Source organism: Lelliottia sp. RWM.1 (assembly GCF_016859735.1).
Taxonomy (GTDB): domain Bacteria; phylum Pseudomonadota; class Gammaproteobacteria; order Enterobacterales; family Enterobacteriaceae; genus Enterobacter.
On sequence record NZ_WLVC01000069.1, the window covers coordinates 1 to 12,691 of the forward strand.

General features: G+C 55.7%; 21 protein-coding genes and 1 pseudogene. 19 read left to right on the plus strand and 3 right to left on the minus strand.

Annotation, left to right across the window (positions count from 1 at the left end):
- From GF617_RS25240 to GF617_RS27320, 9 genes and pseudogenes are all read left to right on the plus strand, one after another.
- Positions 1-276, plus strand: a 276-nt coding sequence (locus GF617_RS25240; protein ID WP_203452697.1) for a hypothetical protein, incomplete at its 5' end; no start/stop codon positions are given.
- A gap of 344 nt (positions 277-620) precedes the next feature.
- Positions 621-893 carry a hypothetical protein gene (locus GF617_RS25245; protein WP_203452698.1) on the plus strand — a complete coding sequence of 91 codons (273 nt, stop codon included), beginning with the start codon at positions 621-623 and terminating at the stop codon, positions 891-893.
- A gap of 37 nt (positions 894-930) precedes the next feature.
- Positions 931-1,296: a hypothetical protein gene (locus GF617_RS25250; RefSeq protein WP_041689785.1), complete on the plus strand. Its 366-nt coding sequence runs from the start codon at positions 931-933 to the stop codon at positions 1,294-1,296.
- Between the two features lie 69 nt (positions 1,297-1,365).
- Complete coding sequence (locus GF617_RS25255; RefSeq protein WP_203452699.1) at positions 1,366-3,378, plus strand: ParB/RepB/Spo0J family partition protein; 2,013 nt, start codon at positions 1,366-1,368, stop codon at positions 3,376-3,378.
- Between the two features lie 36 nt (positions 3,379-3,414).
- Positions 3,415-3,849, plus strand: coding sequence for a conjugation system SOS inhibitor PsiB (psiB, locus tag GF617_RS25260; protein ID WP_203452700.1), 435 nt, complete (start codon positions 3,415-3,417; stop codon positions 3,847-3,849).
- Positions 3,846-4,577 carry a plasmid SOS inhibition protein A gene (locus GF617_RS25265; RefSeq protein WP_203452701.1) on the plus strand — a complete coding sequence of 244 codons (732 nt, stop codon included), beginning with the start codon at positions 3,846-3,848 and terminating at the stop codon, positions 4,575-4,577. Before psiB ends, GF617_RS25265 begins: the two co-directional genes overlap by 4 nt.
- Positions 4,574-4,804: a hypothetical protein gene (locus GF617_RS25270; protein ID WP_203452702.1), complete on the plus strand. Its 231-nt coding sequence runs from the start codon at positions 4,574-4,576 to the stop codon at positions 4,802-4,804. The genes GF617_RS25265 and GF617_RS25270 overlap by 4 nt, the downstream gene beginning before the upstream one ends.
- A gap of 193 nt (positions 4,805-4,997) precedes the next feature.
- Positions 4,998-5,147: pseudogene (locus GF617_RS27315) on the plus strand (DUF5431 family protein); the annotation flags it as partial.
- Complete coding sequence (locus tag GF617_RS27320; protein WP_309228367.1) at positions 5,095-5,214, plus strand: type I toxin-antitoxin system Hok family toxin; 120 nt, start codon at positions 5,095-5,097, stop codon at positions 5,212-5,214. The pseudogene GF617_RS27315 and the gene GF617_RS27320, both read left to right, overlap by 53 nt.
- A 234-nt stretch (positions 5,215-5,448) precedes the next feature.
- On the opposite strand, the gene GF617_RS25280 is transcribed toward GF617_RS27320, so the two are convergent.
- The gene (locus tag GF617_RS25280) at positions 5,449-5,676 is read right to left on the minus strand and encodes a DUF2767 family protein (protein ID WP_223297205.1); all 228 of its coding nucleotides are present in this window, start codon (positions 5,674-5,676) and stop codon (positions 5,449-5,451) included.
- Between the two features lie 540 nt (positions 5,677-6,216).
- Between GF617_RS25280 and GF617_RS25285 the strand changes: the two genes are divergently transcribed.
- From GF617_RS25285 to GF617_RS25325, 9 genes are all read left to right on the plus strand, one after another.
- Positions 6,217-6,531 (plus strand): hypothetical protein, encoded by a 315-nt coding sequence (locus tag GF617_RS25285; RefSeq protein ID WP_203452705.1) that lies wholly within the window; start codon positions 6,217-6,219, stop codon positions 6,529-6,531.
- Between the two features lie 37 nt (positions 6,532-6,568).
- The gene (locus GF617_RS25290) at positions 6,569-6,796 is read left to right on the plus strand and encodes a hypothetical protein (RefSeq protein WP_239006632.1); all 228 of its coding nucleotides are present in this window, start codon (positions 6,569-6,571) and stop codon (positions 6,794-6,796) included.
- A gap of 60 nt (positions 6,797-6,856) precedes the next feature.
- Positions 6,857-7,213 (plus strand): DUF1419 domain-containing protein, encoded by a 357-nt coding sequence (locus tag GF617_RS25295; protein WP_203452707.1) that lies wholly within the window; start codon positions 6,857-6,859, stop codon positions 7,211-7,213.
- An 87-nt stretch (positions 7,214-7,300) separates the two neighbouring features.
- Entirely contained in the window at positions 7,301-7,501 is a 201-nt protein-coding gene (locus GF617_RS25300; protein ID WP_203452708.1) for a hypothetical protein, read from the plus strand.
- 40 nt (positions 7,502-7,541) lie between these two features.
- Positions 7,542-8,333: an N-6 DNA methylase gene (locus GF617_RS25305; RefSeq protein ID WP_203452709.1), complete on the plus strand. Its 792-nt coding sequence runs from the start codon at positions 7,542-7,544 to the stop codon at positions 8,331-8,333.
- A 41-nt stretch (positions 8,334-8,374) separates the two neighbouring features.
- Positions 8,375-8,710 carry a hypothetical protein gene (locus GF617_RS25310; RefSeq protein WP_203452710.1) on the plus strand — a complete coding sequence of 112 codons (336 nt, stop codon included), beginning with the start codon at positions 8,375-8,377 and terminating at the stop codon, positions 8,708-8,710.
- An 8-nt stretch (positions 8,711-8,718) separates the two neighbouring features.
- Positions 8,719-8,979, plus strand: coding sequence for a hypothetical protein (locus GF617_RS25315; protein WP_203452711.1), 261 nt, complete (start codon positions 8,719-8,721; stop codon positions 8,977-8,979).
- A gap of 455 nt (positions 8,980-9,434) precedes the next feature.
- The gene (locus GF617_RS25320) at positions 9,435-9,749 is read left to right on the plus strand and encodes a hypothetical protein (RefSeq protein ID WP_203452712.1); all 315 of its coding nucleotides are present in this window, start codon (positions 9,435-9,437) and stop codon (positions 9,747-9,749) included.
- Positions 9,750-9,754: 5 nt separating this feature from the next.
- A complete protein-coding gene (locus GF617_RS25325) occupies positions 9,755-10,576 on the plus strand; it encodes a DUF932 domain-containing protein (protein ID WP_203452713.1) in 822 nt (273 codons plus the stop codon).
- Between the two features lie 27 nt (positions 10,577-10,603).
- Here GF617_RS25325 and GF617_RS25330 read toward each other — a convergent pair whose 3' ends face one another.
- The gene (locus tag GF617_RS25330; protein ID WP_203452714.1) at positions 10,604-11,143 is read right to left on the minus strand and encodes a lytic transglycosylase domain-containing protein; all 540 of its coding nucleotides are present in this window, start codon (positions 11,141-11,143) and stop codon (positions 10,604-10,606) included.
- A gap of 608 nt (positions 11,144-11,751) precedes the next feature.
- Between GF617_RS25330 and GF617_RS25335 the strand changes: the two genes are divergently transcribed.
- On the plus strand, positions 11,752-12,138 hold the full coding sequence (locus GF617_RS25335) for a relaxosome protein TraM (RefSeq protein WP_203452715.1): 387 nt from the start codon (positions 11,752-11,754) through the stop codon (positions 12,136-12,138).
- Between the two features lie 39 nt (positions 12,139-12,177).
- Here the strand turns inward: GF617_RS25335 and GF617_RS25340 are convergent.
- The coding region (locus GF617_RS25340; RefSeq protein ID WP_203452716.1) for an Arc family DNA-binding protein at positions 12,178-12,691 on the minus strand (514 nt) is incomplete at its 5' end.

Below are 12,691 nucleotides of genomic sequence, written 5' to 3' on the forward strand. Positions count from 1 at the left end.
GTGGGCGTGGGCGTGGGCGTGGGCGTGGGCGTGGGCGTGGGCGTGGGCGTGGGCGTGGGCGTGGGCGTGGGCGTGGGACTGATAACCGATCAACAAAAATATTCCGCACAGCAAAATTTCTCAGTTGTATCAAATCTACCCCAGGGGCGATGGCCCCCTTCGGCTCCTGACCCGCGCTGCGGTTCAGTCGTCGAGCCCCACTCCGCCAGGCAGCTGCTGCGCCGCCGCCAGTCTCCGCCGAACCCCTTCGGGTTTCGGGCTGTCGCTAGGGTCTGATGGCTGAGGTCAACCCCTGGCTTGCTGCGACCGTTCCGGTCACGCCGCCCTGACCGCGACGGTGACGCCGTCGCTTTAAGGCCGCCACGCCGTTCCGCCGTGTCGGGTGTGTGCATCCTGTTCATGCGGTGAGGCCATCCCCCGTGCGTCCTCCCGCGCAGGGCTGGTCGTAGCACCGTCGGGTCGTCATCCAAGGGGTGTAATGAACGCCGCCAAAACTTTTTGCGGGCAAAAACTTTTGTCTGCGCCCCTTTCCTTCCTCCCTTCGCCGTTGCTCCTTTGCCCTTTGCCGCGAGAGAACTCACCAGGGAGATGGACAACCATCCCCACAGGAGAAAACCAGGATGCACACACGAAACGTCAACGTCAGAACCGCCGCTCCAGAATCTTCCAGGAAGATAGGGGGAGGGCAGGATCTGGGGTCCATTGCGCGGGAGCGCGTGGCGCAGGTCGCTGACCTGAAAGACGGGGTCACTGTCACCGTCTCAGAGGTGTCCCGATATGGCGATGTTCAGGTCGAAATCCGTACCCACGGACAACTGAACTGGCGCGCATGGTCGTTTGAATCGGGATTTTTGTCCGATCTGGACAGCAATCTTCAGGATGTGCGGCAGTAAAGCACCGTAACCGATACAGCAACAAAAGGAGACAGAAATGCAGGTTCTGAAAGCCGCAACATCACCGAAAAAGGTAGGCGCGAGCCGTGACATGGTTGCACTGCTGCGCATTCAGGCCACCGACACGCATGTGGTGGAATTCGACAACGTAGACACACGCTTTAACGACTGCACGAACTGGCAGGTTATGGAAGGGGATAAACGTGTCCTGTTCAGTACCCGAACGCACGAACGCTTTTCTGACATTAAGGCAGGGGTGCTGGCAACGATCGCGGTCTGTGAAAACCGTGCCACCGCGTTTGATTCCGCGATGCTGGAAAGTGCCCGCGCGATGATGAAGGTCCTCGATGCCTGTCCTTCATTTGGTGCGCTGGTCGCGCACCCGAAACGCATCACCGATTAATTCTGAGTGCCGTGACCGGATAGCCCTCCGGTCACGGCGAACCATCACTTAAACTGAGAGGTAAAAATCATGGTCACCACCCATTCTACGGCAAACAAAACCGCAAAAGCCACCCGCAGCAAAAAAGCTGCGCCTGACGCCGCACAGACTGCCAGCCAGACGCTGTTACAGTTGCTGATAGCGACCCCCGTTCAACTGATGCCGTATTCACGCCTGTCCCGCACGGATCTGAACGTGCGCCGTATTCCCCACACGGACAAGGAAGTGGAGGAACTCGCTGACAGTATTGAGGCCGTGGGGATTCTCCAGAACCTGATTGGCGTTGAACTGCCTGACGGCTCAGTCGGTGTGGTCGGCGGGGAAGGGCGTCGCAGGGCAACGGGCATTCTGGTCAAAAAAGGGATTACCGATGCGGACACGCCATTTGTTCCGGTGAAGGTGATCCCGCTGGAACTGGCGGTGGTGGCCTCCATGACCGAAAACGGTCAGCGTAAAAATATGCACCCTGCCGAGCAGATTGTCGGTTTCAGAACGCTGGAGCAGGAGGGCAAAACCGTCTCGCAGATCAGCGCCCTGCTGGGGTATGCCCCGCGCCACGTTCAGCGCTGCCTGAAGCTGGCAAACCTTGCCCCCTCCCTGCTGGATACGCTGGCGCGGGATGAAATCTCCCTCGAGCAGTGCGAAGCGCTGACCCTTGCCGACACGCATGAGCGTCAGGAGCAGGTCTGGAAAGAAGCCGTGGAACAGTGGCGTGACCCTGCCGTGCAGACCCTGCGCAAAATGGTCACGAATGACAAGATGGCGGTCAGCCACCCGATGTTTGAATTTGTGGGCGAGGAGGCGTATATCGCCGCTGGCGGGACGCTGACCGCCGATCTGTTCAGCGACAGGGACAGCACCTTTGCCGACGCGGCACAGGTGAAATCCCTGCTGTCAGGAAAACTCACGGTTCTTGCGGCGCGTATTCAGCAGGAGCAGGGCTGGGGCTGGTCAGAGTTTCGCATGAGCGAGCTGGGCGACAACGTGACCGACCGTGAACAGTACCGCTTTGCCATGCCAGACGCCGTCCTGACTGAAGAAGAAAAACAGCGCGTCAGCGAGCTGGAAGAAAAAATGGAAGCCACCGACAGCCACGATGACGAATATGCTCTCCAGCAGGAAATTGACGACATTGTCTGTGAGGCGACGTACCGCGAAGCCACACCGGAATTCCGCGCCGCACACGGCGTCTGGGTGTCATGGGATGGCGGGAACTTTAAGGTTCAGGCGGGTATTCACAAAGTGACGGATGAGGAGCGTCAGGAGGAAGAAAAAGCCCTTCAGGAGCGCCGCGATAATGTGATGACGTACACCACGCCGGATATTCCAGCCGATGCGTATCCCGCGACGCTGGTCAAAGCCATGTCAGCCGAGCGCACGCTGGCTGTTCAGGCCGAACTGGCTGGACGCCCCGATGTATCGGTCGCACTCCTGACGTGGACGCTGTGTCTCGGCCTGTTTGACCGTCGCCACGGTCAGCGCAGTGAACCCCTGAAAGCCTCTGTATCTTCAAACCAGTATCACCTCGCCTCGCTGGCTCCGTCCGGTGAGGAAGGAAAAGCCCTGACGGCGCTGAACGCGCAGAAAAAGGCGCTTCAGGCGACGCTGCCTGAACACTGGCATCTCGGATTTACCTGGCTGCTGTCATGGTCTGCGGAGCAGGTTAACACCCTGCTGGGATTCTGCGCGGCGCACGGTATCGATGGTATTCAGGAGCGTCTGTATAACCACACTAAGGTCAGTTCACTTGACGGACTGGAAGCCGCGCTGGACTTCGATCTGCGCAAGTGGTGGCAGCCTGACGCGGAGAACTATTTCGGCAAACTCAAAATTGCCCAGATTGGCAAAGCCTATGAGAGCGCCGGACTGACCGACAAGGCGGGTGAGGTCGTGAAACTTAAACGTCGGGATGCGGCGAAAGCCGCCGAACAGGATCTCAATGCCGTGGGCTGGCTCCCTGACTGGATGGTGCGCCCTGCGCCAGCCGCTCAGGCTGAAGAGAGCACTGAAACCCTTGCTGACACCACTGACCACGCTGCGTAAACCGGAGGCCGCCGCCTTCGGGCGGCGGGTACAGACATGACGATGAAATATGACCTGACCCGAATCAATACCCTGACCGCCTCCGATATGGAGTTCATTCGCCAGCAGGGCGAGGATGCACGTCGCGCCCTCAGCGATGCCGTGACCGGCCTGCTGACAACCCCCGAGGGCTGGCGCGTCTGCGCCGAGTACCGCAGCGAGTTCGGTGGCTTTTTCCCCGTACAGTGCCGGTTCAGTGCGGACGGCTGTGATGACTGGCATCTGTGCGTATGCAGTCCTGGCGAGCTGTCGCCGTACTGGCTTCTGGTCCTGCTCTCATCCGGTGGCGAGGTGGTGCGTACTCTTTACCAGAATGACACGCTCCAGCCTGAACAGGTCAGCCAGTTGATCGCGCAGATGGCAGGTATGCGCCGCTTTAACTGCACCGCCCGTACCGTGGCGAAACTGATGAGCGGGGAGGTGACAGCATGATCCCGTCCTCACACGCCCTCGTTTCCCTGAAGCCTGCCCGTCAGGCCGCGATTCAGGCCATCAGTCTGGTCGAATCCTCCCGCGAACGCGGCGCACGACTGCCCGCCATGCCCTACGTGCGCACCTTCCTGCGCGTGCTCACGGGCAGCGGTCGCCTCAATGCCACGGTGGCACGTCAGATCCCCGGTCTGAACTGGGTCCCGAAAAACCGGCATTCAAACCTGAAGCAGGTGGAGGCGGCGCTCGATGTCATGATCGCGACGGGCGGTGAAGCCTGCCCGCTGCCGCTGACGCTGGATGTTCAGGCCGAACTGTTCCCCGACGTCATGCACACCCGCACGAACCGACGGCTGCACAGGGCGGAAATCCGCACCACACGACAGATTCGCCAGGAGTCCCGCGAGGTTGAACAGCGCTGGAAGTTGCGCCAGAACCTGCTTGCACAGGCTGAAGTTGACCTCAATTTTCAGTCTCCGGAATCGGTCTGCACCTGGTACACCCGGTGGAGCGACGAGTTTGACGCGGGAGAGCTGGCGGGAATGTTCTGGCGATGGCAGACACGGTTCGCGTCGCTGAACACGCTGGAATGGCTGCGCCTGAGTGGCGATCCGCTGTATGCCGTGATGTATGAAATCCCGTTCATCGTCCGGGAAACGCCCGAGCCTGTTCGCAAGGCGGAGCGCTGGCAGGTGCCGAACAAGCTGATCCTGCGGAGGACACCGGCATGAGAAATAACCCGTATAAAACGGAGCTGAAGGTCGCCCGCAGCCAGCGCAACCGGCTGAAAACGATATCCGCCAGGCTGAAAGAGATGTCCTGCGAATGGGATGGCATGAGCGGCTGGCTCGAGACAGAAAGTGATCGTCTGGCAGAAAGCGTTGATGAGCACATTAAGGCGCTCGAGGAGCAGATTCAGGACTGGGCGCAGGGACCGGAAAGCCAAAGTGATGACTAAAAAAGGTGAGGATTTATACAGCTTTCAGACGGTTATTCCTGGGCAGATGATGCACAGCACGATATAATGGCGATGGCGCTTGAGGCTTTTTGCCTCATGATGTTCGGGTGGTTTGTTATCGTGTTGTGAGGCAGAAAGAAGAAAGCCCCGTAGGAAGTTAATTTACATTAACCAACCACACGAGGCCATCTGCTTGATTCGACACCAACAGAATAGCCTCTTAGCCGCCGCAAGGCAAGGAGAAGAAGGCTATGAAATTGCCACGAAGTTCCCTTATCTGGTGCGTATTAATAGTGTGTCTCACACTACTGATATTCACCTGGCTGACACGAAAATCGCTCTGCGAAATTCGTTACAGAGACTCAGACAGGGAGGTGGCGGCTTTCATGGCCTACGAATCCGCTAAGTAGCCAACCCCGGCGGGGGGAAACCCCCGCCATTCAGGGGCTGATGATGTTGATTCCTGCCCTGAAGCGCCTTTATGAAGGGGTTACCGGTTCGCCGGTAGCCCCTTTTTCCTTCCCGGCGCGACCGCACGCATGAACAACCTGGAAGGGCTGTTCCCCTCCGGGGAACGGGGGAAGGACGGCAGCGCCTCCGGCGCTTCCGCCTGTCTCCCCCCTCCGTATTCCTCAGCGCTTCACTTATTCATCGGGTGGCGACAGTAGCTCGATGGCCAGCAGTATTCCTGTGTGAGAAAAATCGGTCTGCTCCATGATGGTCCAGTGAAGCCGTTTTAGCTGGTAGGTCAGTCTGGCGCGGTGGGTTTCTGCGCCTTTGCTGGCCAGCATAAGGCAACACTGACCGATGATCCGGCAGACTTCATCGTAAATAATGTCGTCGGTGTCGTCTTCGCTGTGGATATCTGACATGAGGCTGAACCTCGCTGTGTGTTTTTTGCCCGGATTCAGCATACATCAAAACAGCATCACTTCCCCGGACATGGCCCCCTTCGGCTCCTGACCCGCGAAGCGGCTCAGTCGTCGAGCCCCACTCCGCCAGGCAGCTGCTGTGCACCCGCCAGTCTCCGCCGAATCCCTTCGGGGTTCGGGCTTCGCTAGGGTCTGATGGCTGAGGTCAACCTCTGGCTTGCTGCGACCGTGCCGGTCACGCCGCCCCGACCGCGACGGTGAGACCGTCGCTTTAAGGCCGCCACGCCGTTCCGCCGTGTCGGGTGTGTGCATCCTGTTCATGCGGTGAGGCCATCCCCCGTGCGTCCTCCCGCGCAGGGCTTGTCATAGCACCGTCGGGTCGTCATCCAAGGGGTGAAATGCACTCCGCCAAAACTTTTTGCAGGCAAAAACTTTTGTCTGCGCCCCTTTCCTTCCTCCCTTCGCCGTCGCTCCTTTGCCCTTTGCCGCGAGAGAACTCACCAGGGAGATGGACAACCATCCCCACAGGAGAAAACCAGGATGCACACACAAAACGTCAACGTCAAAACCGCCGCTCAAGAATCTTCCAGGAAGATGGGTGGCAAACCTCAGTCATACACCCTTCTCGTCGCTGAGAACGAAAAAAACTCAACGGATGAGGCAGATGTTATGGAGTTCCGCACCCTCGCGGCGCTGAAAAAAATGCGCAGAAGCTGCCCTGAGAAAATGAAAGGCCAGTATTTCTACGCCCTCAGCAGCGGCGTGGATAAACAGTTCCGCCATATCCACGTCGTGGAAGCGGATCACTTCAAACAGTTTGTGCGCCTGATTGAACGCTCAGGCATCGCGATTTAAGACGGTTTCCGGCCAGAGAAATTACAAAGGAGAAATGATGATCACGTACATCACTGACCAGCGATCAGGAGAAACCAATATTCTCGACGGACTCGAGCTGGCCTCGCTGGAAGTCCGCGATCTTGCTGGAAATACACTGCTGAATGTTGATGCACCGCATGGGGGATGGACGCATGAGAGTTTGAGTTCTGTTCAGCCACATGCGGCCACCGGGGGCGCTGATGTTTACCTGAATGGTAACTGGATTGGCTCCACTGAAGTTTGAAAATTGAATACGCCCGGCATTCATGAATGTCGGGGAATATTCGGATAAGAGGAACAAAACATGTCGACAAAGACAGCAAAGAACACATCACCAATGGCCCCCGTGCGTTGCCTGGTAACTCAGGCGGCGGCGCTGGAAGTGCAGAACACCAGTTACCGGCGTCCTTGGGTGGCAATTACACAAGCCCGTTATGTCGATCAGCTGGAAGTTTTGCCCCCTATGGACTGGTGCCGTGGGTATGGCGGGGAGTCGTTTAAATCAATGGAGTTTACGGGCGGGGATGTGACGGCGATTTTTGCGCGTTTTGAAGGCCGTTTCTTTGAGTGCCACGACCTGCACACCCTGACACACAGGGAACTGATCGGGGAGGTGATCACACGTTTCTGTCTGGATAAAAACCTGAATAACACGCATTAAAAAAGCGGGGTTGCCCCCGCTTTCTCAACGCCGGATAGCCGCAGCAACGGTGAACCGGCAATCACAACCAAAGTAAGGAGATTGATCGTGAAATTTGACCCGCAAACTGTAGAACAGGCGGAGGCATTTGTAAATGCCCTGCGTGCCGGAAAACGTGCGCGTGTGCCCGCGCTGCTCTTCTCGCAGTGGCAGCAGTTTTTGTCCGTGGTAAATGCCCGGACGGGCTACGCCGCTGACGCTGACTGCGGCCTTGGTATCAGCGTCTATCCGGCACTTGGACTGGCATAACAGGAGACGGCCGCCCACGGGCGGCCGGTAAGGAAATACGATGTCACAACTGAGTTTAGAATCCCTGTTCCTGTCTGATCTGCCCGACCCGCAACCTGCGCCGTCATCGCCTGTACAGATGCTGACCGCCGCTGAGGCGCGTAAGCAGTTCGCCAGCGTGTTCCGGCATACCGCGCCGTATATGCGCCGTTCCGAAGTTTTCCGCGATTTTATTACGCTTGCCGCCAGCGATCTGGATATGGCGCGTATCCGTTCGCCGGAAAATATCGAAAACAGCCGTCGCATTTATGGCCGGTATAAACCTGACGATATTGACGCCATGAAACAGCTTTTCAGCCTGTTGGTTGAGGGGCTGGCGGGTGAATTTCATGATTTTCTCGGCACCCTGTATATGGAGCAGGATCTGGGCGCGGACGAGATGGGGCAGTATTTTTCACCGTCCAGCATCTCCCGCCTGATGGCCGGATTACTCATGCCAGGTGCGGTGGAGACAATTAAGCGTGAGGGGTGGATGACGCTCGATGAGCCAGCCTGCGGCAGCGCCGGAATGGTGATCGCTTTTGCTTACTGGATGGCTGAGAAGGGGCTGAACCCGTCAGAACAGCTCTACGCCACCTGTACCGATATCGATCCGATGGTGTCTGATATGGCGTTTATCCAGCTGGCGCTGCTGGGCATTCCGGCGAAAGTGGTGACCGGTAATACGATCACCCTCCAGGTCAGCCGCGTGCGCTATACGCCCGTTCATTACTTCAGTGACTGGCCGGAAAGAATGGCGTTCCGAAAGCGTTTTGAAGCGATGCGAAACTTTATGGCCACCGTGGCCGCCTGACCGATAATGCGGCAGGGCCGACCTGCCGCGAGGAGACAACGATGACAGGTAATACACAGAACGCGGTTCCGGCGACCGTGCTGGAAGTGATGGCCGGACACCTGAGCGGCCAGCCCGCGCCGGTTAACATCCGCAGCACCGACGATCACGCCGCGCTGGCGGCAGAGGCACTCTGGTCATTTGCCCGTAAAACCGGCCTGAACAGGGAAAGCGAAACCGTGGAAACCGTCATTACGGATTTTCTGGCCAACCTGCTGCATCTCTGTGAACAGTGTGATCCGCAGGGGGCGGCAATTGACTGGTTTAACGCCATGCTGGGAACGGCCATCATGCACTATGAGCAGGAAAATGGCGGTGAAGGGGAAGAACCTCTCTGATCCAGAGGGTGCGCCCCGGTGCCGGTCATCGGGGCAACCGCAAAAACCGCTATCCCCTCCGGGGAACGGGGAGGGCGAAAGCGCCTCCGGCGCGCCCGCTTTTCCCCGCTGTCGTGCATATCCTTTTTCCCGTACTCCGTCTGAGTCGCTTCATTATCGTCTTCCTGACGGTGTTATCTCCTGTCCTGCTGATTGTCATTCCTGTCGATATCCTGGTGCTGACCATAACCCGAAAAACGGGCAGGGCGATGGCCCCCTTCGGCTCCTGACCCGCGTTGCGGTTCAGTCGTCGAGCCCCACTCCGCCAGGCAGCTGCTTCGCACCGGCCAGTCTCCGCCGAATCCCTTCGGGGTTCGGGCTTCGCTAGGGTCTGATGGCTGAGGTCAAACCCTGGCTTGCTGCGACCGTACCGGTCACGCCGCCCTGACCGCGACGGAGAAGCCGTCGCTTTAAGGCCGCCACGCCGTTCCGCCGTGTCGGGTGTGTGCATCCTGTCCGTCCGGTGAGGCCATCCCCCGTGTGTCCTTACGCGGAGGGCTTGTCGTAGCACCGTCGGGTCGTCATCCAAGGGGTGAAATACACGCCGCCAAAACTTTTTGCGAAAGACCGCAAAAACTGTTGTCTGCGCCCCTTTCCTTCCTCCCTTCGCCGTCGCTCCTTTGCCCTTTGCCGCGAAAGAACTCACCAGGGAGATGGACACCCATCACCACAGGAGAAAACCAGGATGCACACACGAAACGTCAACGTCAGAACCGCCGCTCACGAATCTTCCAGGAAGATAGGGGAAAACCCGGTCATGGGTCTGACGTATGAGCAGGCTGCCGATTTGTTTTCCTGGGTGGTTAACGCCGCGAAAGGGGAGCCACAGCCCGCCATTTTTAACGTCCCCGCTGAAAGCGTGGAGCTGAGTTTTATGTATGAAGACGCCCCGGATTATTTTTCGGTGTGGCTTTTAAACGGTTATCCGGTCGCTGCCGGTGTGCCGTCAGAACATTATTTCCGTGTCATTACCGCTTTAATTAACTTTTCTCAGGAGTAAATATTATGGTCAGTTTTGCAAGCCGTTATCGTGTCCCGACCTCTATTCGCCAGAATCGCCCGCTGACAAACGATGAATTACAACGCATTGTCCCGAGCGCGTTTTCTGAAGATAAACACGATTCACGCTCAGAGCGTTATACCTATATTCCGACCATTGTGCTCCTGGATCGTTTACGCGACGAAGGTTTCCAGCCCTATTATGCAACCCAGTCCCGTACCCGTGATATTGAAAAACGCGACTTTACGAAACATATGCTGCGTTTGCGTCGTCACGATCAACTTGACGGAAAAGAAGTGCCGGAAATTATTCTGCTGAACAGTCACGACGGTTCAAGCAGTTATAAAATGATCCCGGGCATGTTCCGCCAGATTTGTACTAATGGTCTGGTCGCCTGGAAAAATTTCGGTGAAATCAGCGTGCCTCACAAAGGGGATATTGTGGAACAGGTCATCGAGGGCGCTTATACCGTACTGAAAACATTTGATGCGGTAACGGAAAATATCGACATGATGAAAGGCATTCAGCTGAGTGAGCCTGAACAACGTTTGTTGAGTACGGTTGCCCTGGATTTTAAATATGACGGGAAAAAACCACCAGTGACCCCCGACCAGGTATTACAGTCCCGCCGCTGGGAAGATAAAAGCCCGGATTTATGGACCACCTTTAACCGTATTCAGGAGAATGTTATCAAAGGCGGGATTAGCGGCAGAACGGCAAAAGGCCAGCGCACCCGAACACGCGAAGTCACAGGAATCGACGGGGATATTAAATTAAACCAGGCATTGTGGAAAATGGCCGAAGAATTCGCAAAACTGAAAGCCTGAAATTAAGCCGCTCTGATGAGCGGCTTTTTATTGCACAGAATTCATCGCGGCGGTTTCTGATGCCGGTCCGGTTCGATCATTTTCTCCGTTCTGGGGGGATCGTTGCGCGAGAAGCGTTTTTCTGGCCAGCAACACGCGATATATATTCTTAATATCTTCCGCATAGGCCTTGCGCCGGGTGATGAGCTTTTTGCTCGGTCCGGTATTATATATCCCCACGCTGTCCCAGTTTTTCCCGTATGACCTGAAGTTGTGCGCCAGCACCCATGCGCCGGTATAAACACAAATACACGGATCTTTCAGCAGACGTTCGCGCGTAATATTAAAGTTTTTAAGCTTGCCATAATGCGAGCTGTTCACCTGCATTCCGCAGACATCTTCCGTTCCGTCGCGATTCGAACCATTGATCGCCGCTGCTTTGAGTTTGCTTTCCTTAATTGAAATTGACATGAGCAGGAGGGGATCAATACGGTAATCGTGCCCGGCCTGGTCAAAGCACATCTGTGGAGCGGCTCCGGCTGAAAATGAAAGCACCAGGAGCGCAGCAGGGAATACAGTTATTTTCATTATTCTGCCTTTTAGGGAGATATAAGCCTCACTGAGAGGGCGCATAAAAAATACCCCGCCAGATCATCCAAATCAAGTTAATTCCCTACAAACGCGCGGAAGCGCTTTAAATCATGCGTTTACAGTCAGGCCGAAATAAACAAGTCAGACCAGGCGCAGGTATTTCAGAGCCGCTCTTTACTCACCACTTAAAACATCACACCCCACGCAAGACTTCGTCTTGCAGATTTTACCTTTTAAATCAGTGGTTAAATGAAAAATTATTCCGGGATTTTCAGGTATGATGGAGAAAGGTGTGTTAATCCCCACACATTGCAGTGCTGGATTAACACACCTTGCAGTGCCGGATGCAGCACTGCAAGGTGTGGGGATTGTGTGTACTGAATAATTAGAGTAATTTAAAAACAGACGGTGCCGGATGCACACACCTCATAGTGCTGCATCCACACACATCACAGTGCCGGAATAGCACACCTGATAGTGCCGGATTAACACACCTTTTCTCTGTGTTTACACGGTGTGGCTCAGTTGAAAAATATAAGATTACCGAGAAAATTGCATCTGACAGTGCTGCATCCGGCACTGTATGAAAACGACAGGAAAATATCATGCCGCGTAAGAACATCTACTTCAAAGATAAAATAGACAGAGAAATACAGGATATTCTTGAAATAGAGATACAAAAGGGTGCCACCACGTCAGACATGAATTACTCGTCTATTGTGAATGAGCTGGTCAGGCTTGGCCTGATGGTCTACAAATCAAAGGAAGAGGGCTCCACTTTCGACCTGGATGGATTCAGACGTGACCTGATTAAGAAAGTCTCAGGCTCTCGGGAAGGAATGATGATTTTAACCGCGCTGGTTTCGGAAATATATGTCACGCTCAAAGGCCCTCAAGCAGGCGTGGCACTTGATGACCTGATTAATAATAATATCAGCGCCATTAATGTTGCTGAAGATAACGCTGAAAGACAACACTTCCTGATGGACTGAATACACAGGTTCTGGCCGGACCTCCCCGGCCACAGTCGATCACTGCGGGCTGCTTTTCTCCCACGGCAGCTCGTCTTTTTCAGCCTGGGTTATTTTCTCTTTTAAGAAAATCTCAAACTCCATACACAGCACTTTCAGTGCCTGACCATCCTCGTTCTGGTCCAGTATCCGCTCAGTGAAATAACCCAGCGTATTCATCAACCTTGTCAGCATTTCATCATTCAGGCTGCGTTTATGCACCCTGGCCATAGTGCGTATTTCTTCAGCCAGATTATCCGGAATACGCATGCTGTAGCCCGTTGTTTTCCCCGGAAGTAAAACTCTCTCACCCTCGCGCCACATCCATAGCTGCTCAGCATGGTCGTCCTGAATAATGTCATCAGGACTCTGAGCATGACCTCCATCAAGCAACTGACCCAGCCACGTTTCGAATTTAACCGCCAGTGAAATGAGCCGCTCGCCCTCTACTGTTTTAAGGGGTCGGTTCCGGCTGAGGGCGAAATGACACCCTAAGCTTTCGGTTCCTTGGGCCAAAGATATTCGCCAGTCAGTA